This is a genomic window from Paenibacillus dendritiformis, from assembly GCF_015845845.1.
In the GTDB taxonomy this organism is placed as follows: Bacteria; Bacillota; Bacilli; order Paenibacillales; family Paenibacillaceae; genus Paenibacillus_B; species Paenibacillus_B dendritiformis_C.
In genome coordinates this window covers 63,456-84,087 of record NZ_LDIG01000234.1, presented here as the reverse complement: position 1 = coordinate 84,087, position 20,632 = coordinate 63,456, and the positions used below count along the sequence as shown (strand labels likewise).

Annotated in this window: 18 protein-coding genes, 1 tRNA gene and 2 rRNA genes; 17 read left to right on the top strand and 4 right to left on the bottom strand. The window is 53.5% G+C overall.

Annotation, left to right across the window (positions count from 1 at the left end; translation table 11 throughout):
- From ABD76_RS23435 to ABD76_RS23360, 16 genes are all read left to right on the top strand, one after another.
- Positions 1 to 1,730 (top strand): 23S ribosomal RNA (locus ABD76_RS23435); the annotation flags it as partial.
- 118 nt (positions 1,731 to 1,848) lie between these two features.
- Positions 1,849 to 1,965 (top strand): 5S ribosomal RNA (gene rrf, locus ABD76_RS23430).
- Between the two features lie 1,099 nt (positions 1,966 to 3,064).
- Positions 3,065 to 4,528 carry an IMP dehydrogenase gene (gene guaB / locus ABD76_RS23425; RefSeq protein WP_197259445.1) on the top strand — a complete coding sequence of 488 codons (1,464 nt, stop codon included), beginning with the start codon at positions 3,065 to 3,067 and terminating at the stop codon, positions 4,526 to 4,528.
- 110 nt (positions 4,529 to 4,638) lie between these two features.
- Positions 4,639 to 6,048, top strand: a complete 1,410-nt coding sequence (locus ABD76_RS23420) for a D-alanyl-D-alanine carboxypeptidase family protein (RefSeq protein WP_242069756.1) — start codon at positions 4,639 to 4,641, stop codon at positions 6,046 to 6,048.
- Between the two features lie 172 nt (positions 6,049 to 6,220).
- Positions 6,221 to 7,105 (top strand): pyridoxal 5'-phosphate synthase lyase subunit PdxS, encoded by an 885-nt coding sequence (gene pdxS / locus ABD76_RS23415; RefSeq protein ID WP_213428595.1) that lies wholly within the window; start codon positions 6,221 to 6,223, stop codon positions 7,103 to 7,105.
- A gap of 18 nt (positions 7,106 to 7,123) precedes the next feature.
- Positions 7,124 to 7,717, top strand: coding sequence for a pyridoxal 5'-phosphate synthase glutaminase subunit PdxT (gene pdxT, locus ABD76_RS23410; RefSeq protein WP_197259443.1), 594 nt, complete (start codon positions 7,124 to 7,126; stop codon positions 7,715 to 7,717).
- A gap of 158 nt (positions 7,718 to 7,875) precedes the next feature.
- Positions 7,876 to 9,153 carry a serine--tRNA ligase gene (gene serS / locus ABD76_RS23405; RefSeq protein ID WP_197259442.1) on the top strand — a complete coding sequence of 426 codons (1,278 nt, stop codon included), beginning with the start codon at positions 7,876 to 7,878 and terminating at the stop codon, positions 9,151 to 9,153.
- 75 nt (positions 9,154 to 9,228) lie between these two features.
- Positions 9,229 to 9,317 (top strand) — tRNA-Ser (locus ABD76_RS23400).
- A 143-nt stretch (positions 9,318 to 9,460) separates the two neighbouring features.
- Positions 9,461 to 9,832, top strand: coding sequence for a hypothetical protein (locus ABD76_RS23395; protein ID WP_168179902.1), 372 nt, complete (start codon positions 9,461 to 9,463; stop codon positions 9,830 to 9,832).
- A 2-nt stretch (positions 9,833 to 9,834) separates the two neighbouring features.
- Positions 9,835 to 9,999: a hypothetical protein gene (locus tag ABD76_RS23390; protein ID WP_197259441.1), complete on the top strand. Its 165-nt coding sequence runs from the start codon at positions 9,835 to 9,837 to the stop codon at positions 9,997 to 9,999.
- Positions 10,000 to 10,026: 27 nt separating this feature from the next.
- Positions 10,027 to 10,179 (top strand): small acid-soluble spore protein P, encoded by a 153-nt coding sequence (locus ABD76_RS23385; protein WP_042227419.1) that lies wholly within the window; start codon positions 10,027 to 10,029, stop codon positions 10,177 to 10,179.
- A 365-nt stretch (positions 10,180 to 10,544) separates the two neighbouring features.
- Complete coding sequence (locus tag ABD76_RS23380; RefSeq protein WP_374043249.1) at positions 10,545 to 11,375, top strand: YitT family protein; 831 nt, start codon at positions 10,545 to 10,547, stop codon at positions 11,373 to 11,375.
- Between the two features lie 148 nt (positions 11,376 to 11,523).
- Positions 11,524 to 12,579, top strand: a complete 1,056-nt coding sequence (locus ABD76_RS23375) for a DUF6612 family protein (protein WP_197259440.1) — start codon at positions 11,524 to 11,526, stop codon at positions 12,577 to 12,579.
- A 169-nt stretch (positions 12,580 to 12,748) separates the two neighbouring features.
- Positions 12,749 to 13,132, top strand: a complete 384-nt coding sequence (locus tag ABD76_RS23370; protein WP_197259439.1) for a GntR family transcriptional regulator — start codon at positions 12,749 to 12,751, stop codon at positions 13,130 to 13,132.
- On the top strand, positions 13,129 to 14,001 hold the full coding sequence (locus tag ABD76_RS23365; RefSeq protein WP_197259438.1) for an ABC transporter ATP-binding protein: 873 nt from the start codon (positions 13,129 to 13,131) through the stop codon (positions 13,999 to 14,001). Before ABD76_RS23370 ends, ABD76_RS23365 begins: the two co-directional genes overlap by 4 nt.
- Positions 13,998 to 14,618, top strand: coding sequence for an ABC-2 transporter permease (locus ABD76_RS23360; RefSeq protein ID WP_197259437.1), 621 nt, complete (start codon positions 13,998 to 14,000; stop codon positions 14,616 to 14,618). The genes ABD76_RS23365 and ABD76_RS23360 overlap by 4 nt, the downstream gene beginning before the upstream one ends.
- A gap of 30 nt (positions 14,619 to 14,648) precedes the next feature.
- Here the strand turns inward: ABD76_RS23360 and ABD76_RS23355 are convergent, their stop codons facing one another.
- The 4 genes from ABD76_RS23355 to tadA all read right to left on the bottom strand — a co-directional run bounded on the left by ABD76_RS23355 (position 14,649) and on the right by tadA (position 17,872).
- A complete protein-coding gene (locus ABD76_RS23355; protein ID WP_338125186.1) occupies positions 14,649 to 15,242 on the bottom strand; it encodes a TetR/AcrR family transcriptional regulator in 594 nt (197 codons plus the stop codon).
- 14 nt (positions 15,243 to 15,256) lie between these two features.
- Positions 15,257 to 16,132, bottom strand: coding sequence for an MBL fold metallo-hydrolase (locus ABD76_RS23350; protein ID WP_197259435.1), 876 nt, complete (start codon positions 16,130 to 16,132; stop codon positions 15,257 to 15,259).
- Positions 16,129 to 17,211, bottom strand: a complete 1,083-nt coding sequence (locus ABD76_RS23345) for a fumarylacetoacetate hydrolase family protein (RefSeq protein WP_242069755.1) — start codon at positions 17,209 to 17,211, stop codon at positions 16,129 to 16,131. The genes ABD76_RS23350 and ABD76_RS23345 overlap by 4 nt, the downstream gene beginning before the upstream one ends.
- A 190-nt stretch (positions 17,212 to 17,401) precedes the next feature.
- Positions 17,402 to 17,872: a tRNA adenosine(34) deaminase TadA gene (gene tadA, locus ABD76_RS23340; protein WP_197259433.1), complete on the bottom strand. Its 471-nt coding sequence runs from the start codon at positions 17,870 to 17,872 to the stop codon at positions 17,402 to 17,404.
- A gap of 332 nt (positions 17,873 to 18,204) precedes the next feature.
- Between tadA and ABD76_RS23335 the strand changes: the two genes are divergently transcribed.
- Complete coding sequence (locus ABD76_RS23335; protein WP_197259432.1) at positions 18,205 to 20,559, top strand: sensor histidine kinase; 2,355 nt, start codon at positions 18,205 to 18,207, stop codon at positions 20,557 to 20,559.
- Positions 20,560 to 20,632: the final 73 nt, after the last annotated feature.

The following is a 20,632-nucleotide window of genomic DNA, read 5'->3' as shown; positions in this document are numbered from 1 at the left end:
ATACTTCGAAGCTGGAGTGAAGTCGATGCAGTGGTAGGGGAGCGTTGTGTACCGGGTGGAAGGCAGACCGGAAGGACTGCTGGACTGTACACAAGTGAGAATGCCGGTATGAGTAACGAAAAGACTGGTGAGAATCCAGTCCGCCGAAAGCCTAAGGGTTCCTGGGGAAGGCTCGTCCGCCCAGGGTAAGTCGGGACCTAAGGCGAGGCCGAAAGGCGTAGTCGAAGGACAACAGGTTGAAATTCCTGTACCACCGTAGCCGTTATGAGCAATGGGGGGACGCAGAAGGATAGGGACGCGAGCAGATGGATGCTCGTCCAAGCAGTGAGGCTGGTCAGTAGGCAAATCCGCTGACCGTAAGGCTGGGCTGTGACGGGGAGGGAAAATTACAGTACCGAAGGTCTTGATTTCATGCTGCCAAGAAAAGCCTCTAGCCAGGTAAAGGTGCCCGTACCGCAAACCGACACAGGTAGGCGAGAAGAGAATTCTAAGGCGCGCGGAAGAACTCTCGTTAAGGAACTCGGCAAAATGACCCCGTAACTTTGGGAGAAGGGGTGCCCCGGTAGGGTGAATAGCCCGAGGGGGCCGCAGTGAATAGGCCCGAGCGACTGTTTAGCAAAAACACAGGTCTGTGCGAAGCCGTAAGGCGAAGTATACGGGCTGACGCCTGCCCGGTGCTGGAAGGTTAAGGGGAGTGGTTAGCCGTAAGGCGAAGCTATGAACCGAAGCCCCAGTAAACGGCGGCCGTAACTATAACGGTCCTAAGGTAGCGAAATTCCTTGTCAGGTAAATTCTGACCCGCACGAATGGCGTAACGACTTGGGCGCTGTCTCAACGAGAGATCCGGTGAAATTTTAATACCTGTGAAGATGCAGGTTACCCGCGACAAGACGGAAAGACCCCATGGAGCTTTACTGCAGCTTGATATTGGACTTTGGTACGGTCTGTACAGGATAGGTGGGAGCCTGGGAAGCCGGAGCGCCAGCTTCGGTGGAGGCGCCGTTGGGATACCACCCTGATCGTATCGGAGTTCTAACCAGGGACCGTGAAACCGGTTCGGGGACAGTGTCAGGCGGGCAGTTTGACTGGGGCGGTCGCCTCCTAAAGAGTAACGGAGGCGCCCCAAGGTTCCCTCAGAATGGTTGGAAATCATTCGAAGAGTGCAAAGGCAGAAGGGAGCTTGACTGCGAGACCTACAAGTCGAGCAGGGACGAAAGTCGGGCTTAGTGATCCGGTGGTACCGCATGGAAGGGCCATCGCTCAACGGATAAAAGCTACCCTGGGGATAACAGGCTTATCTCCCCCAAGAGTCCACATCGACGGGGAGGTTTGGCACCTCGATGTCGGCTCATCGCATCCTGGGGCTGAAGTAGGTCCCAAGGGTTGGGCTGTTCGCCCATTAAAGCGGTACGCGAGCTGGGTTCAGAACGTCGTGAGACAGTTCGGTCCCTATCTGTCGCGGGCGTAGGAAATTTGAGAGGAGCTGTCCTTAGTACGAGAGGACCGGGATGGACGTACCGCTGGTGTACCAGTTGTTTCGCCAGAGGCATAGCTGGGTAGCCAAGTACGGAAGGGATAAGCGCTGAAAGCATCTAAGCGTGAAGCCCCCCTCAAGATGAGATTTCCCACATTGGTAAGACCCCTTGAAGACGACGAGGTAGATAGGTTGGAGGTGGAAGTGCAGCAATGCATGGAGCTGACCAATACTAATCGGTCGAGGGCTTATCCTAAATTCACCCCAAAAAGTGACGTGAAGCGTTGCAGCAACACCGATTACTTTTCGGGGACCCCGGATGGTTTGATGATTTTACTTTCGCATTCAGTTTTTAAGGTACAATACCTTATCTGTTTGGTGGCGATAGCGGAGGGGTTCCACGCGTACCCATCCCGAACACGACCGTTAAGCCCTCCAGCGCCGATGGTACTTGGACCGCAGGGTCCTGGGAGAGTAGGACGCTGCCAAGCAGACAAAGACCACTGACTTCTGTCGGTGGTTTTTTTCTATGTTCGGAAGAATGCAGGGAGCGCGGGGAACCGGACATGGCATTGCATCCTGGAGGGGGAATCGTATCTAAGAGACATCTTCGCATATCGGATTCTGGAGGCGTCGTCGAATCCTAGAGGTATCATCGCATTCTGGAGGCGTCATTGAATCCTAGAGGTATCATCGCATTCTGGAGGCGTCATTGAATCCTAGAGGTATCATCGCATTCTGGAAGCGTCATCGTATCCAAAGGCATTATCGAATCAAGGAGGCGCCGTTGCTTCCTGGGACGTAGCCCCTGGGGTTGTGGCCTCCTGTCGTGAAGCGTGCAAGGGGATTGCTGCAATTCTACAGCATTTTCCGCTTCTCGAGCGGCTATGGAGAGGAATTCCTGCAAATCTACATCATTTTGCTCGCATTTGCACCCACTTGAAGCAAAAAGGAGCAAAATCCTGCACTTTTGCAGGATCCCCTTTTTGGTGAAGTCGTGCATCCCGAAATCCTGCACTTTTGCAGGATTTCGTTTCCGGAAAAGGCGTGTCCAGAGAAATTTTGCACTTTTGCATCATGTTTGCGCAATTCCACATGTACGCGATAACGCCAAATAACGCCGTGATAAATTGACATGCGTCGCAGGCGCATACCAGAGGCTGCGACTGAACGACGTACTCCGCAGGTGAATGCCAGAGCTGCCGCTGAACGCGACATACCCTACCGGCTGCTATTTCCGATAACCAATCCCCGGAAAAAGCCATCCGGCCGCATCCAAATGCGCTCCGGCGCATAGAATCGGCTGGGAAGGGTCACCTTATGTCACAGGTTATCATATCGGGCGCTTGGTCGCTCGTTTCAACCTTTTGTCGAATGTATTTGTGGAGTGGACAATCATCTGTCTGTAAGATTAATGAAAATAATTGAAAACAAAGTGCAGATTCCTGCAACCTATCCTTGACAGGGGTAAAGCGCTTTGCTAAGATTGCAATTAATATATTGAGAGAGAGTCTTTAATCAGCGGACAAGCCCGTCATGACAAGGGTTTGTCCGCTGAGTGCAACTTAACATTAAGGGAGGAACTTACTGGTGTGGGAGTCTAAGTTTGCAAAAGAAGGGTTAACGTTTGACGATGTGCTGTTGGTGCCTCGCAAATCGAATGTATTGCCACGGGAAACAGATGTATCTACGCAGTTGAGCAGCAAAGTTAAGCTGAATATTCCAATGATAAGCGCGGGGATGGATACCGTAACGGAAGCGCCGCTCGCGATCGCGATTGCGCGTGAAGGCGGAATCGGCATTATCCATAAGAATATGTCGATCGAACGCCAAGCCGAAGAGGTTGACCGCGTGAAGCGCTCCGAGAGCGGAGTTATTACGAATCCGTTCTCGCTTTCTCCCGAGCATACGGTAGAAGAAGCGGACCAGTTGATGGCGAAATACCGGATCAGCGGCGTTCCGATCGTAGACGAGCAGCATAAGCTGGTCGGGATTTTGACCAACCGTGACCTGCGCTTCGTCCATGACTACAATATTAAAATCAAAGAAGTCATGACTCATGAGAATCTGGTAACCGCACCCGTCGGCACAACCCTTCAAGAAGCGGAAATCATTCTGCAGCAGCACAAGATCGAGAAGCTGCCTCTGGTGGACGAGACGAACACGCTCAAAGGCCTCATTACGATAAAAGATATCGAGAAAGCAATCCAATACCCGCAAGCAGCCAAGGATGAGCAAGGACGACTGCTCTGCGGCGCCGCCATCGGCATCTCGCAGGATACGTTCGATCGGGCGGCCGCGCTGGTGCAAGCGGGCGTGGACGTCATCGTCGTCGACTCGGCGCATGGCCACCACATCAATATTATTGAAGCGGTGCGGAAGCTGCGCGAGCTGTATCCGGACCTGACGATTGTCGCGGGCAACGTGGCTACCGGCGAAGCGACGCGCGACCTGATCGAAGCAGGCGCTTCGGTGGTCAAGGTCGGCATCGGGCCGGGCTCCATCTGTACGACCCGCGTTATCGCCGGTATCGGCGTTCCGCAGATTACCGCGGTCTATGACTGCGCCACGGTCGCCCGCGAGTATGGCATACCGGTGATTGCCGACGGCGGCATCAAGTACTCCGGCGACATTACGAAGGCGATCGCGGCAGGGGCATCGGCCGTCATGCTGGGAAGCCTCCTGGCCGGCACGGAAGAGAGCCCGGGCGAATCGGAGATTTACCAGGGCCGCCGCTTCAAGGTATACCGCGGCATGGGCTCCCTGGGCGCGATGAAGCGAGGCAGCAAGGACCGTTATTTCCAAGACAGCAGCAACGAGAAGAAGCTCGTGCCGGAAGGCATCGAAGGCCGCGTCGCATACAAAGGACCGCTGGCGGATACCATTCATCAGTTGATCGGCGGCTTGAAGGCCGGCATGGGTTACTGCGGCACGCATAACCTGACAGAGCTGCAGAACGATACGCAATTCGTCAAAATATCGGGTGCGGGTCTTCGTGAAAGCCATCCGCATGATGTGCAAATTACGAAGGAAGCGCCAAATTATTCCTTGTAAAATATTAATATCCCGTTTTATCGACAAAAGAAGGCAGGGGGCTCCACCCTTGCCTTTTTTTTGTCTGTCCCGCTGTGATAGAATAACATATGGATTCATTGGGAGAGGAGATGACGATAGTGTTGAAACAACAAGACGCGACAAGAAAAGGCAAGTGGAAGCGTATCATCGCTATTGCAACAGCTTGCCAGATACTTACCTTCACGCTGCTTCCTTCGGCCGGCATGGTTGCTGCCGAGGCTGCTGCCCAGACGGCAGAGAAAGGGGAAGCCGCAGCGAATAAGGGCGGGTCTGCGTCTGCGGTGAAGGCGACCAAGGAGTCGCTCAAATTGGAAGTAACATCGGCTATTCTCATGGAAGCCAGCACGGGACAAGTGCTTGTAAATATTGATTCGAATACCCCGAAGCCTCCGGCCAGCATGACCAAGATGATGACGGAGTACATCGTCATGGATAAGGTGAAGAACGGGGAGTTGTCGTGGGATGAAGAGGTCACGACGTCCGAGCATGCTTCTCTGACGCGGGGCTCGCGCATCTTCCTCGCGGAAGGGGATAAGCATACGGTTCGCGATCTCTATATCGCGATGGCGATCGGATCGGCGAACGATGCGACGGTAGCGCTTGCGGAGCGGATCGCGGGAACCGAGAAAGAGTTCGTCAACCTGATGAACGAGACCGCGAAGAAGCTGGGCATGACGACGGCTCACTTCATCAATTCAACCGGATTGGGCCGGGAGGATATGCCGGAGAAGTTCCGGCCGGAAGGCACGGATGAGACCGTCATGTCGGCCATGGACGTGGCGAAGCTCGTGCGCGCCATTGTCATCAAGCATCCGGAATTCCGGGACTTCACGACGATCCAGGAATATAAGTTCCGCGAGCGTGACGAGACGCCGATTCAAAACCTGAACTGGATGCTGGAAGCGAACAAAGATATTCCGAACTTCAAGCGGTACGCGTATCCGGGCCTGGACGGGATGAAGACGGGCTTCACGAACGAAGCGGGCAACTGCTTCGCTGGCACGGCGGAACGGGATGGCATGCGTCTTATCTCGGTCGTCATGGGCACGGATATTAACGATAAAGGAAAACGGTTCGTAGAAACCGCCAAGCTGCTTGACCACGGGTTCAACAACTATGGTGTCCAGAACGTCGTGGCTCCGAAGCAGGCGGTGGACGGCGTCGCGGCGGCCCCGATTAAGAAAGGCGTCTCGACCGAGGTGCCTGTTGTGCCTGAGACCGGAGTCAATTTTGTCGTACCTAAGGGCGCCAGCACGGAAGGCAAAATTACGCATGAAGTGAAGCTCACCCCGGCCAACGAGTTGATTGCCCCAATCAAGAACGGGCAGAAGATCGGGACGATTACGTTTACGTACAAAGACAACGGCTTGGAACAGAAGAAGACCGTAAATCTGATTGCTTCCGAAGAAGTGGAAAAAGGCAGCTGGTGGCGCTTATTTTTCCGGGCCATCGGGGAATTTTTCGTAGATTTGTTCCAATCCATCAAAAATTTGTTCTAAAGGACGGTTTTGGCCGTTCCGGCCAGGTAATTCCGACAAAATCGGTTGTGTATTCCCTGTTCTATCATGTACAATAGGGGGATAGACCATTACGGTTCGCCCGACAGGCTGCAGCACGGGATGCTGAAGTTCCTCCGGGCATCATTACGATAGTAAATGGCGGGAGGCAGGCATAATGGAAACTGGTACAGCTCGTGTTAAACGTGGTATGGCAGAAATGCAAAAAGGCGGCGTCATTATGGACGTCATGAACGCGGAGCAAGCGAAGATTGCAGAAGCGGCCGGCGCTACGGCAGTTATGGCTCTGGAGCGCGTTCCATCGGACATCCGCGCCGCGGGCGGCGTCGCACGGATGGCGGATCCTACGATTGTAGAGGAAGTCATGAAGGTTGTCTCCATCCCTGTTATGGCGAAGGCCCGCATTGGCCATTACGTAGAAGCCAAAGTATTGGAATCGCTTGGCGTTGACTATATTGACGAATCCGAGGTATTGACCCCGGCGGATGAAGTGTTTCATATCGACAAGCAAGCGTTCACGGTGCCTTTCGTCTGCGGAGCGAAGGATCTGGGCGAAGCGCTGCGCCGCATCGGCGAAGGAGCGGCCATGATCCGTACCAAAGGTGAACCGGGAACGGGGAACATCGTGGAGGCTGTGCGTCATATGCGCTTGATTAACAGCCAGATTCGCAAAGTACAAAACTTGTCGAAGGACGAGTTGTATGCGGAAGCGAAAAACCTGGGCGTATCCTATGAACTGCTGCTTGAGGTGCATGAGAACGGCAAGCTGCCGGTCGTCAACTTCGCGGCGGGCGGCGTCGCTACGCCGGCTGACGCGGCTCTGATGATGCATCTGGGCGCAGACGGCGTATTCGTAGGCTCCGGCATTTTCAAATCCGACAGCCCGGAGAAATTCGCGCGCGCTATCGTGGAAGCGACAACTCACTTCGAAGACTTCGCGCTCATCGCGGAAGTGTCGAAGAATCTGGGCACGCCGATGAAGGGGATTGAGATCTCCAAGCTGGCGCCTTCCGAGCGCATGCAGGATCGCGGCTGGTAAGAAGGAAGGGAAGCAGGAATGAATATCGGGGTGTTGGCCCTGCAAGGGGCCGTCAGAGAGCATATGCGTAGCCTGGAATCCATCGGAATCACCGCGTTAGCCATCAAGCATCCCGAACAGCTGCATGATGTGGACGGATTGATTATTCCTGGCGGGGAGAGTACGACGATTGGGAAGCTGATGCGCAAATACGGCTTTCTGGAAGCAATCGGGGCTTTTGCCGCTCAAGGGAAGCCGATCTTCGGCACATGCGCCGGACTTATCGTGCTCGCGAAGCGCATCATGGGCCAGGACGGGACGGAAGAGCCGCATCTGGCGTTGATGGACATCACCGTACGCCGCAATGCGTTCGGACGGCAGCGCGAGAGCTTCGAGACCGACCTGGACGTTATCGGGGTAGATGAGCCGGTACGGGCCGTATTTATCCGCGCTCCCCTTATAACGGAAGTTGGTCCCGGCGTAGATGTGCTGTGCAAAGTCAACGAGGAGATTGTCGTCGCCAGACAAGGCCATTTGCTGGCCTGTTCCTTCCACCCGGAGCTGACGGACGATGTTAATCTTCATCGTTATTTTGCCGATATGGTTAAACAGAGCGGAATTGCAGCAGGCTAAAGATAGAACGCGATGAAAAAAACACCTTGACTTGCGATTCCTTCAAGGGACAGGTTAAGGTGTTTTTAATGAATGAATCAGTCATAGAGGCAGAATCGGTGCTCCTTGCTTCGAGGAAGGGGCAATCGCCCTTTCTGCATGCGTAGGAGGAATCGGCAGTGTTAGATACGAGAGTATTGCGAAATGAGTTTGAGCGGGTAGAGCAGGCGTTGGAGCACCGCGGCAAATCGAAGGATATGATCGCGGAGTTCCCGCAGCTTGATGCCCGCCGCAGAGAGATGCTGCAGGAGACGGAGCAGCTGAAGAACCGCCGCAATGTCGTCTCGCAAGAGGTGGCGAAGAAGAAGAAAGCGGGCGAATCGGCGGACGATCTCATCGCCGAAATGCGCGAGGTCGGGGACCGGATTAAGGAATTGGATGAGGACATCCGGAACATCGATGCCCAGATCGTCGAGATGACCTTGGCTATCCCGAACGTGCCGCATGATAGCGTTCCTGTCGGCCTGAAGGAAGAGGAGAATGTGGAGGTTCGCCGCTGGAGCGAGCCGACGTCCTTCGCCTTCGAGCCGAAGGCCCATTGGGATATTGCCCAGGACCTGGGTATCCTTGATTTTGAAGCGGCCGCCAAGGTAACCGGTTCGCGCTTCGTCTTCTATAAGAAGGCCGGCGCGCGTCTGGAGCGGGCGCTCATCAGCTTCATGCTCGACGTACATACGATGCAGCATGGCTATGAAGAGATTATGCCGCCGCTTATCGTGAATCGGGACAGCCTCATTGGGACGGGACAGCTTCCGAAGTTCGAAGAGGATTTGTTCAAGCTGGAGGGGACGGACTATTTCCTCATCCCGACGGCGGAAGTGCCGGTTACGAATCTGCACCGGGAAGAGATTCTGAACGTGGAGGAACTGCCGCGGTACTATACGGCATACAGCGCCTGCTTCCGTTCCGAAGCCGGAGCGGCAGGACGCGATACGCGCGGACTGATCCGCCAGCATCAGTTCAATAAAGTCGAAATGGTCAAGCTGGTGAAGCCGGAGAACTCGTATGAAGAGCTGGAATCGCTCACTCGCCACGCCGAGAGCATTTTGCAGCAGCTTAAGCTGCCTTACCGCGTCATGGCGCTGTGCACGGGCGACCTGGGCTTCAGCTCGGCGAAGACGTACGATTTGGAAGTATGGCTGCCAAGCAGCGGCACTTACCGTGAAATCTCCTCCTGCTCGAACTTCGAAGATTTCCAGGCACGGCGGGCGAACATCCGCTTCCGCCGCGATGCGAAGTCGAAGCCGGAATTCGTTCATACGCTGAACGGTTCGGGGCTCGCGATCGGCCGTACCGTCGCGGCAATATTGGAGAATTATCAGCAGGCAGACGGCAGCGTCATCATACCGGAAGCGCTGCGTCCGTATATGGGAGGATTGGAGCGCCTGATTCCATAACCAAATATATACAGTTGCGCAGGAAATTCAATCATGATAAAATATAGACTGTCCGACTTGAATCGGGCAGTCAATGGAGAGGTACCGAAGCGGTCATAACGGGGCGGTCTTGAAAACCGTTAGGGTGCAAGCCCACGTGGGTTCGAATCCCACCCTCTCCGCCATTATAGCGATAATAACGAAGCCTTTGCCGGCACGGCAAAGGTTTTTTGCATATACCGGCAATGAAGCAGTACGGGAAACCTCCGCCATGGTATAAAATCGGTGCCTGCGCCGCACACTGTAAAGGAATAGTGGAGGTGTGGTCATGAATGACAATGATATCGTACAAGTGGATCAGCATCAGCTTGTGGCTGCATGGCAGCAAACGTTGACGAACAAATTGGAGCCGGGCAACAAAGCGACCGTTCTGCCGGATGCCGCGAATCCGCACGCATTTCTCATCCATATCGACAGCGACGGACGTCAGAGCTATACCTTCGATTTCCATTGCAGCTATGTCGACTCGCGGGAGGTTGATCTAAAGCTGATCGATGTCGAGCGGGACGGCGTCCATATTGACGAACGGACCCAACCGGTGCAGGAAATGGCGCAAGATTACATGAGACATATTCATGAGTGCGCCCAGCATCTTCATGATCTGACCCATCATGGCGATACGACGGTGAACGGAGGGTAAGGATGGACAAGCGACATCAGGATAAAAATTTGCGCAACGTGATTGATGATCTCGATGCCGATCCGGTCAATTCGCATCAGGCGCAGCAGCTCCAGCAGGATCGCAATGACCGCAGGCATCAGGACGCGTTGAATCATGACAAGCCTACCGATCTGGAGCACTATTAAATACGTTGGAAAGGAACGTGGTTTTCCATGAGCAAGCCGAAGTCAATCCCGGTTCCCGCCGCGGAGCAGCCGGTCCGCCATCATGAGGCGGAAGGCCGCAAAGGCATTCAAGAGCCGCTGTCGGGCTCCAAGAAGGTCAAGACCGCCAATCATGTAAGCCATAATAACCCGGAAGGCTGAGCTAATCATCGAATCGCAGCCTTCGTAAGCAGTGCTTTCACGGCTTTCTTCCCTCAACGGGAGGAGGCCTTTTTTTGATCCAAGGAATAAAGAGATTTTAAAAATTTTTACCAACCGCAACCGAACCAGGCTCTATTCCGATATAATAATAGGTACGACATAGTAGAGAGGTGAATGCGATGACAGAACCCCTGAAGGAACAATCCGGATTTGCAGAGCAATCGCAGCCCGCTTGCGATGAGCAAGCCGGCGCAGGACATAATAGCAACGCCATGTTGGCAGCGTCCATTGAGGGATTGGATCCTGCGGCGGCCGTGGCGGCGCTGCAGCCTCCTTACCAGCATACGAAGATGGGCTTTGCCAAGATGCTGCGCCAAATTATATTCATTGCGCTCGGCTCGATCATGATGGGCGTTGGGCTGGAATTATTCCTCGTTCCGAACCAGATTACCGATGGAGGAGTGACCGGGATATCCATTATTTTGTCCCATGTCACATCCGTGCCCCTTGGCGTATTTCTCTTTCTTCTCAACCTTCCGTTTCTGATCATGGGATACAAGCAGATCGGAAAAACGTTTGCGTTATCGACCTTGCTTGGCGTCGCTGTCATGTCGTTCAGCACCGCTCTGCTGCATCCTGTGCAGCCGTTCACGGAGAATACATTTCTGGCAGCGGTATTCGGAGGAATCATTCTAGGGATCGGCGTAGGTTTGGTCATCCGCTTCGGCGGTTCGTTGGACGGTACGGAAATCGTGGCCATTTTGCTGAATAAAAAGACGCCTTTTTCTGTCGGCGAAATCGTCATGTTTTTCAACCTCTTCATTCTGACGAGCGCAGGCTTCGTATTCGGTTGGGATCGGGCGATGTACTCGCTGATTGCCTATTACATTGCGTTCAAAATGATTGATATTACCGTAGAAGGCTTGAACGATTCCAAAGCGGTGTGGATTATTAGCGAGAACTATAAGGCCATTGGCGATGCGCTCCTGAGCCGGCTGGGCCGCGGGGTGACATATATGAACGGGGAAGGCGGCTTCTCCGGCGACGAGAAGAAGATCATTTTTACGGTCATCACCCGGCTGGAGGAAGCGAAGCTGAAATCCATCGTCGAGGAGCAGGATCCGCAAGCGTTCCTGGCGATCGGCAATATTCATGACGTGAAGGGCGGACGCTTCAAAAAGAAAGATATTCACTAGGAAGCAGGGGAATAGGACATTTTTCGCATGTCTGTGCTGCAAGTCACGATTTTTAAATCTTTGGAACTCTTTTCAAAATCATTCGTATAGGTTAATATGGATTGGGTTATCCAGACATGATTATTGGGATAGGGAGCTGAACGTAAACATGAAAAGATGGTACAAGGGCGCGTTGGCGATCTTCTTCGTCTTCGCTCTCATCATCGCGGGGTGCGGGGCCAAAACGGCTGCTCCAAGAGCGGCGGTCGAAGGCGCATTTGAAAAGGCGCTTGAATTGAAATCATATGGATTCGAAACATCCATCATTATGGATGATTTGCAAATTAATGCAGCGAGCGCGACCGATCCGAACGCGCAGATGGTCATGAGCATGCTGAAGAACGCGGAGCTGAAAATCTCCGGCGCCGTACAGCAGGAGCCGCTGCAGCTTGAAGCGAACCTGGAAGTGAAGCTCCAGGGCGATATGGCCATGACATTCACGCTTCCACTGGTGATGACGGAAGACAAAATGTGGATTAAAGTGCCAAACATTCCGATGCTTCCGATGCCAACCGAAATCGTTGGCAAGTTCATTGAGTTCGACCTGAAGCAGTTGGCGGAAGAATCCGGCGAACCATTGCCTACGGCAGCAGACATGAAGACGATGCAAAATGCGTCCAACGATCTGGTGAAGGCCGTGCTTGGCAAGTTCGACGAGAAAGCGTTCTTCGTGAACGTCGACAAGAAGGAAGCTGCTCTGCCGGAAGGTCTCGATGTGAATCAAGTCGTGAAGTTCAACGTGAACAATGACAACTTCGATCAATTCGCGACGACCTTGGTGAAGGAGGCGCTTCCTGCCGCGCTCGACGCACTGAACAAGGATGAGTATCTCAAGCTGTTCGAGCTGGAGAAGGCGGATATCGAAGAAGCCAAGAAGGAAATCGCTACGGATGATAACGAGTTGAAGAAGGGCATTGCGGAGATCAAAGAAACGATGAAGATTAACGAACTGAGCTTGTTGACCGCCATCAATAAGGATCAATATCCAACGTACCAACGTGCCGTAGTGAATCTGGAATTCACGGAGGATGGCGACAAAGTGAAAATCGCCGCCAAGTTGACGAACCAATATACGAACATCAACAAGCCGGTTGAATTCAAAATCGGCAAGCCAGCGGATGCCATCACGATGGACCAATTAGAGGAAATGTTTGCTGGATACTAATAACACAGCGAGTAGAGAACCGGCTCTCATGTACGAGAGCCGGTTTTTCTTATGGAGTCCGGCAGATGGACTTGTCGGCCCTGGCGATTAACCACCAGTTGCCGTTGACTTTCTTTTCGACTAATGTATATAATGTCTATATACAATATGTAAGGTGAGTGGATACCCAATGATTCATATTCGCATCGTATCATCGACGGACGAGCCGATTTATGCACAGATTGCGAGGCAGATCCGAACGGGGATATTCAATGGAGACTTGCCGCCGGGAACCCCGCTGCCCTCGATACGTCGATTGGCGAAGGATTTGCAGATTAGCGCCATCACGACGAAGCGCGCATACGAGGAGCTGGAGCGGGAAGGGTTCATCGACAGCATGGTAGGGCGGGGATCGTTCGTATCCGGTGAGAATCCGGAGCTGGTGCGGGAGCAGCGGCTTCATCAGATGGAATTGAGGCTGGAGGAGGCCGTGAAGGAGGCCAAGGCGCTGAACGTATCCTGGGCCGACCTGATGGAACATATCCGCTTGCTGTATGAGGAGGAAGAGGAATGAAGGCAATTGAAGTGCAAGGGATAAAGAAGCAGTATCCGACCCGACGCATGGACGATATCAGCTTCACGGTGGAGCAGGGGTATATAACCGGGCTTATCGGGCCCAATGGAGCCGGCAAGTCGACGCTGCTTCGCATGCTCCTTCATATCGTCAAGCCCCAGCAAGGCACAGTGAAGCTGCTTGGGATGGCGATGCCGGATCAGGAGCGGGACATCAAGCGACAGGTCGGCTTTATCTCGGATGAGAGCCATTTCTATCAACAGCTCCGCATGGAAGAGATGAAGCGCATCATGGCACCGTTCTATCCCAATTGGGATGAGCCGCTGTATAACCGGCTGATGGAGCGTTTCGGCCTGTCCGGGAAGCAAAAGATAGGTCAAGCCTCCAAAGGGATGAAGATGAAATTTTCTATCGTGATGGCTTTGTCCCATCATCCGCGGCTTCTGCTGATGGATGAGCCGACGGCCGGTCTTGATCCGGTATTCCGAAGGGAACTGCTCGAGCTATTGCTGGAGTGGATGGAGCAGGGGGACCGAACGATTCTGTACTCTACCCATGTGACGACAGATCTGGATCGGGCGGCAGATTATGTGCTTTTTCTTCATGAAGGTCAGGTACTGTTCCATCGGGAGAAGGACCAGTTGTTCGAGACATACGCGATCGTCAAGGGCGATTCGCGGTTGTTGGACGATGATGTCCGCCGGATGTTCATTGGCATTCGGGAGACCGAGCTCGGCTTCGAGGGCCTTGTGTGGGAGCGGGCGGAGGCGATGGAAGCGTTCGGCGAGGAAGCGGCCTTCGAACGGCCTTCGCTGGAGGATATTATGTTTTATTCGACACGCACTCAGTCTGGGGGGATTTTCTCATGATGCTGCTTATTAGGAAGGAAATGATCATTACAGTGCGATCCCTGGCTTTTTTGCTTATCTTTGTCGCCATTTTCTCCCTTTTTACGTATTCGATAGTTCACAATCTGGTGTTTGCCGGCATGATGGGAACCGCCATCACTTTTATTAACAATCTGTCAGTTGACAAAAGGAATGAAGGTTTCCGCTTTATTTACAGCTTGCCGGTCAAACGAACCGAGATAGTGAAAGCCAAATATGTTAGCGGCCTATTGTATGCCGGGGCGGGACTCGTGATTGGACTTGTATTGACCGTAGGATTAAAGCTTGTGGGCGGTTCATATAATCTTCAACCAGCCGGTATCGCGTGGACGCTCGCGTTGATTATCGTGCTCCTGAGCGTCAATATACCGGTCTATCTGTTGCTCGGGGATAAGGCGAGCATGGTAGCCACCGTTCTCATGATGATTGTCCTGTTCGGATCTTCCGGAATTCTGAGCCACCTGGCGAAAGATCTGAGCATGGGAGACAGGATGATGTCATTTGGCGTACTTTCCGCGCTGAGCGTGGGGATATCGCTTCTTCTGTATGGCGTGTCTTATGCGATTTCGGCGTTCGGGTTCGCGAAGAAGGATTTGTAGTTGAAGGAGAAGGCCTGGCTCCTTGGCCCGTTAAGGTACCAGGCCATCCGCGATGATAGCGATGGTGTCTTCGATGAAGTCTTCCTCGGAGACTCCCGATATGTCTCCGTGCACGAGTCGATGATACAAGAAGCCGAAATTCATCGATACGAGCATCATTGCATAGGCTTCACTGGGGCAATCCCGGATGCGGCCTTTCTGCTTCATCGTCTCGAAGTAGTCGACGAGCAAGCCTGTTAGCTTGACCGGGGTGAGAGCCACTTGCCGATCCAACTCCGGGAACATGCCGAGTTCCTTATACGCGATCGTGATGATGTCTCCATTGTTACGGAAGTAGTCGAGATAGTTCAAGGCGAACATACGCAAGTCCGCTTGCAAATCCCACATCACATCTTCTTTAAACATTTTTTCAAATGAGGGCAGGTAGGAAAACTTCTCCATAACGGCAGTGAAGATGTTCCGCTTGTTCCCGAAATGGCGGAAAAGCGTAATCTCGTTCACGCCGGCCACACTGGCGATCGCCTTCGTTGACGCCCCACGATAGCCTTTCTCCTTCAACAATGTCATGGCGGCCTCTATGATACGCTCTTTCGTATCTTTCGTACGGGTTTCCAGGAATACCACCTCGCGCAATGGTGTTAAAAAGGCTGCGGGCCGTTGACAACATATTGCTCATAAGCCTCCGAATCATGGGATGGAATGCATACCATCTCCGGATTGCTCTCTTCGAGCTGCCGTAGTATCGGAAATAGACTCTCGTATAGACGGGCATTATAATGGGCGAGTCGGCTCGCCCAGCTTCCTGCCGCAAGCGTTCGGTAATTCGCCCTCACATAGACGGAATCGGCCATCAGAAAATATCTTCGCCCATCGGGCCGATTCAATAAGAGGCCGTATTGCCCGATAGTATGACCACGCAGCGGGACGAGAATAAGCGAGCTATCGGACAGCAAGTCAATGGCATGTTCGAACGGTCCATAGGAACCGCAGCCTGCTCCGAAATCTAATAGATTTATTGTAGACGGATTAATCCGATTATACAATGGCTTGAGATAGCCTTTCCGAAGCAGCCTCCACATGGAGCGCTGGCCGAACTCCCACTCCCGCCGGTCAATATAGATGGAAGCATGCGCAAAGTCGTGAACGCCACCGGCGTGATCGGCGTGCAGATGAGACAATAACACGATGTCGATATCTTCTGGCGCTAATCCGATATTCCTTAACTGGGAGACAGCGTTGTCTTGCTCCTTGATATGGACCGGAGTAACGTTCTTCATCAGGGAATAAGGGAATCGAGAAGTAATAGCATGGAATCGGGTAGAATAGCCGGTGTCGAACAAAATATTGCCGCGTGAAGGATGCTGAATCAAAAAGAAGAGTGCGGGAATCCGGACCGGATGCCGCGGCTCTCCTTGCAGCAGATGCGATCGCCTTGCCAGGCAAAAGCCGGCATTCAGCACAGTGAGCCGGCAGGACGGCGTATCGCTGGCTATGTCAGGAAGCTTGATGCTCATATTTCATTCCTCCCGGTGTCGGCTGGCGAATCATATTGCCGATAAAATGGAATCAGCTCTTCGCGTCTACCCCATCTGGACGGGAGCAGACTGCTTAGCTCCGAAGGAACATGCTGGGTCAACGTTCCAAGCTTGTCGAATGTAATCGATACTCGGTCACCCGGACGTATCCATTGATCGCGATCCAGGCCGCAGCAACCGGGAATGGTGCCCATACCGACAATCGTGCCAGGGGGCGGCGTGAAGATCGAACCAATATAATCGACGACCTCCTGCGGGTGAGCTGAATATTCCGAGGTGCTGCCCTCCCATATCCATCGGTTGCTTATCCGCACTGTAACGGCTAAAGATAGCGGATCGCCCACTTCATCGGGGGTGACAAGGAAAGGGCCGAGTCCATTGCTTTGGTGGAAATCTTTGCTGGTGCCGGGGCCGCACAGGCTGCGAAAATCGTCGTATTGCACATCCCGCGCCGACACGTCATTGAAGATAAGATAGCCCGCGATAAGGGGCTTGGACCGGGTAGAATCGATCCTAGTATGCCCGATGACGATACCCAGTTCCGGCTCGATGTCGAGAAAAGATGTATACGGGGGCCATGAGAGCGTATCGCCATGGCCGCTGATCTCCTGGTGATTCCCTTTGTAGTAGCGGAAGGCAGACTGATTCTGTTCCCGCCGATAAGTCCGAGCCAACAGCAGCCGCAGCAGTGGCTTCAGTGGCCAGCGGAACTCACGGTTCAGCAACGTCTTCCCGGAATTCAGCAGATGACGGGGGCTAAGACCGAAATCAAGCAAGGAAGCGGGCTTTGCCACGGGAGGGAGAATCCGAATCAGCTCGAGGCGGTGAACCGATTCCCGGTCGATACGGGAGAAGTGCTCGCTTCCCGATTGATATAGTTCCCGAGCAGCCTGCTCACTGGCCGGCAAGCTTCGGAGATAGCTGTCCATCGCAGATAGAAAGGACCATTCTGTTCCGTTCAAGCGTTGCAGCGCATCGAAGGGCACGGCATAATTTCCTATCACCGTTCCGAACCGGACTTCCTTCCTATGGATGATTTTAAAGGTCAGCAGTTTCAAGGATGTTCCCTCCTCCATTTTTAGTCGACTTACCTGTATTGTATCGGCGGAATGTTATGAACGCAAGTGCTTACTTACATAGCGGTCAGGGCTGCCAGACCATGCCCTTGCATCGTAGCGATGAAGGAGGGATGGCTGCTGGACAGGGCTGGCGGGCCGTTAGGCTTGCAAGGACAAAGCCATAAGGACGCTACGATTTCTTCTTCCGAAGTCGGCGGAAGAAAGCGGTCAGCATCGCCGCGCACTCCTCCTGCAGCACGCCTTCGATAATGTCGACCCGATGATTGAAGCGGGGCTCCTGCAGCAGGTTCATGAGCGTTCCGGCGCAGCCGGCCTTTGGATCGGCCGTTCCGTATACGACAAGCGGCAAGCGGGATTGAACGAGCGCCCCCGCGCACATCGGACACGGCTCCAGCGTGACGTATAAGGTGCAATCGAGCAGCCGCCATGCACCGATGGCGCTGCTTGCTTCCCGGATGGCGATCATCTCCGCATGAGCGGTTGAATCGAGCGTCGTCTCGCGCAGATTGTGGCCGCGCCCAATTATCTGCCCGTCCCGAACGACGACGGCTCCAATCGGGACCTCGCCGATAGCCTCCGCCTTTTTCGCTTCCTCCATGGCTGCACGCATCCATTGCTCGTGTACCATCATGTCTTCCATATGTTGATTCCCCCGTTATTCCTCGAACAAACATTCGGATTGTTAACACACTGTGCACAAGTCTGTGGATAAAATAATTTACGCACATAATTATCCACATATTATCCAAAGATGTTCACAGTTTGTGTATAACTATGCTCGCTTTGTCTCTGCACCTGTCAACCGATGCTTACAATTATACTCTTTATTCGCGTTATCTCCAAAAAACATGGACAAAATGCTATAAATTAAGATATGATTCGATTGTAAAGATCCAGTGGAATACTACATTTGTCAGGAAAAGTCGTCCTAGTTATCCACAGCTTGCGACGGACACCTGATAGAGGTGAAGCATGAAACTTTCGATTAAAGCCAAGTTATCCATCTCGATATCTTGCATTGTGCTCGTCGTGCTCTTACTTCATATGACCCTCACCTATAATATCACCAAGGATAAACTCATCGAGGAAATGCAGCAGCGCATGGATGTGATTGCGCAGCAGATTAATATCTCCTACAAGCAATCTCTGCAGACCTCCCAAGCATTTGAGATCCAGTTGGCTGAGAAATTATATATTGCTTCCATCTATGCGGCGGACAAGCTTCCTCCCAAGGTGGAAGAGGTGACGAATGAACAGCTCGAGAAGCTGTCCAAGGAATTGGGAGTTGCCCATATCTCCTTGCTTCACCGTTCACCCGACGGGGAGGATATTGTTGTCGAAAAGTCGTCGGACCTCAAGGAAATCGGTCTGTCCACCCGCGGATGGGGCTATTGGTACAAAGCCTTTGAGCAGATGCTGAACGGGGAGCCAGTCACGGTGCGGGAAGGCCAGACCATGGATCATTTCTGGTCCGGCCCGTTCGATATCTCGACGTCCAACCCGGAATTCATGGACAAGTGGGGTTATTATTACGACGGCAAGCGGGATTATATTATTAATCCGTATATTCGCGACGGAAATGTGGATGTGTACTCCGAGCTGAACAAGCCGGATCTGCTCATCCATCAGACGATTCGCGCCCAGGCAAATGTGGTGGAGATCAGCGCGTTGAATCCGCGGGCGATGGAACAGATTCCGAAGATTACGCTGCGGAGCGACGGCGTTCAATATATTCGGCAGCAGGATAGCCGGGTGCTGTTCGGGATCTATAATATCCGCGACAACCGCGACGTCGGCTATGTAAGGGAAGCGCTGGCCGAGGACAAGCCGCTGTTCTATGAGAGCAGCTATCAACAGCGGCCAATTATTAAAGGCTTTATTCCGATTCAGGGAACGCAGACCCAGGATCCTTATGTGCTGAACGTAGTCATGGACTTCGAATCGCTCAATGCCGCGCTGCATGATCAATTGATGCGGAATGTCGCGATCGGAGTCCTGCTGCTGGAAGCGGTGCTGATATGCAGCTATCTGTTCGCAGGCATGATCATCAAGCCGATCAAATCGATCTTGAACAAGGTCAATATGATATCCGCCGGCCAGTTCGACACCCAGTTGAACATCGAACGGAAGGATGAGCTTGGGTTGCTCGCCCATCGCATAAATATGATGGCCCGCAGCCTTCAGCTCTCTACCGGCCGGTTAACCGCGCTCTATGAAGAGAATCGCGAGATGAAAGAGCATCTGGAATCGTTCATCAACCAGTCCAATGATGCGATCCATGTGACCGATCTGGAAGGCCGGGTGAAGCGGGTCAATCAGGCCTTCGTCGATATGTTCGGCTGGACGGAGGAGGAAGTGGTCGGACAGCCGCTGCCCACATTGCCCGAATCGGCCATGGAGGAGGAGCGCAGGTCGGAAGCGGCGCTGGTCGACGGTCAATCCGTCAGCAACCGGGAGACGACGCGGCTGACGAAGGATGGACGGTTGCTCGACGTCAGCGTGAGCACATCGCCGATCTATGACGAGAAAGGGGAGCGTATCGCCTGGGCGAGCATTACGCGGGATATGACCAACCGCAAGCGGATGGAGGAGTTGCTTCGGAGATCGGAGAAGCTGACGACCGTCGGCCAACTGGCTGCCGGCGTGGCCCATGAAATCCGCAATCCGCTCACGACGCTCCGCGGGTTCCTGCAATTGCAGCAGCAGACCAAGCGTGTCAATGCGAGCCATGTCGAGCTGATGCTGTCCGAGCTGGACCGGATCAACCTGATCGTGAGCGAATTTCTCATTCTGGCGAAGCCGCAGGCGGTCCGGTTCCAGCCGAAGGATGTGCGCCTCATTATGAACGGCGTGCTCTCCCTATTGGACAGTCAGGCCAATCTGCACAACATTGAATTCGTCAAGCGATTCGATGAGGATGTGCCTCTGGTGGAGTGCGAGGAGAATCAGCTCAAGCAAGTGTTTATCAATATTATTAAAAATGCGATGGAAGCGATGCCCGGCGGCGGCGAAATCGAATTGATCGTGGAGGCTCGCGGGACGTCCAGCGTCATCGTCATCATCAAGGATTATGGGATTGGCATCCCGGCGGAAGATTTGTCCCGCTTGGGGGATCCGTTCTTCACCAACAAGGAGAAGGGAACCGGGCTGGGGCTGATGGTGAGCCAGCGGATTATTCACAACCATCGGGGCTGCATCGATATTACGAGTGAATTGAACCGGGGAACGCAGGTTATGGTGACGCTGCCGGCCGTGGACCCGTCTGCGCCGGCAGGAGTGCCAGCGGACAGGCTGCCTGTCCCGGCCGGGGAGAATCGGCCGACCTAAAAGCCACGAAGAGGGTGCTGCGGCGGGAAGCGTGAAGCTTCGGGCTGCAGCACCCTCTTTTGTTTCGGTTCTG

Coding starts and splice junctions, on each gene's coding strand:
- ABD76_RS23420 (WP_242069756.1), top strand. CDS start 4,639: ATGACGATAGTGTTGAAACAACAAGACGCGACAAGAAAAGGCAAGTGG.
- pdxT (WP_197259443.1), top strand. CDS start 7,124: ATGAATATCGGGGTGTTGGCCCTGCAAGGGGCCGTCAGAGAGCATATG.
- ABD76_RS23395 (WP_168179902.1), top strand. CDS start 9,461: ATGAATGACAATGATATCGTACAAGTGGATCAGCATCAGCTTGTGGCT.
- ABD76_RS23390 (WP_197259441.1), top strand. CDS start 9,835: ATGGACAAGCGACATCAGGATAAAAATTTGCGCAACGTGATTGATGAT.
- ABD76_RS23385 (WP_042227419.1), top strand. CDS start 10,027: ATGAGCAAGCCGAAGTCAATCCCGGTTCCCGCCGCGGAGCAGCCGGTC.
- ABD76_RS23380 (WP_374043249.1), top strand. CDS start 10,545: ATGCTGCGCCAAATTATATTCATTGCGCTCGGCTCGATCATGATGGGC.
- ABD76_RS23375 (WP_197259440.1), top strand. CDS start 11,524: ATGAAAAGATGGTACAAGGGCGCGTTGGCGATCTTCTTCGTCTTCGCT.
- ABD76_RS23370 (WP_197259439.1), top strand. CDS start 12,749: ATGATTCATATTCGCATCGTATCATCGACGGACGAGCCGATTTATGCA.
- ABD76_RS23365 (WP_197259438.1), top strand. CDS start 13,129: ATGAAGGCAATTGAAGTGCAAGGGATAAAGAAGCAGTATCCGACCCGA.
- ABD76_RS23360 (WP_197259437.1), top strand. CDS start 13,998: ATGATGCTGCTTATTAGGAAGGAAATGATCATTACAGTGCGATCCCTG.
- ABD76_RS23350 (WP_197259435.1), bottom strand. CDS start 16,132: ATGAGCATCAAGCTTCCTGACATAGCCAGCGATACGCCGTCCTGCCGG.
- tadA (WP_197259433.1), bottom strand. CDS start 17,872: ATGGAAGACATGATGGTACACGAGCAATGGATGCGTGCAGCCATGGAG.
- ABD76_RS23335 (WP_197259432.1), top strand. CDS start 18,205: ATGAAACTTTCGATTAAAGCCAAGTTATCCATCTCGATATCTTGCATT.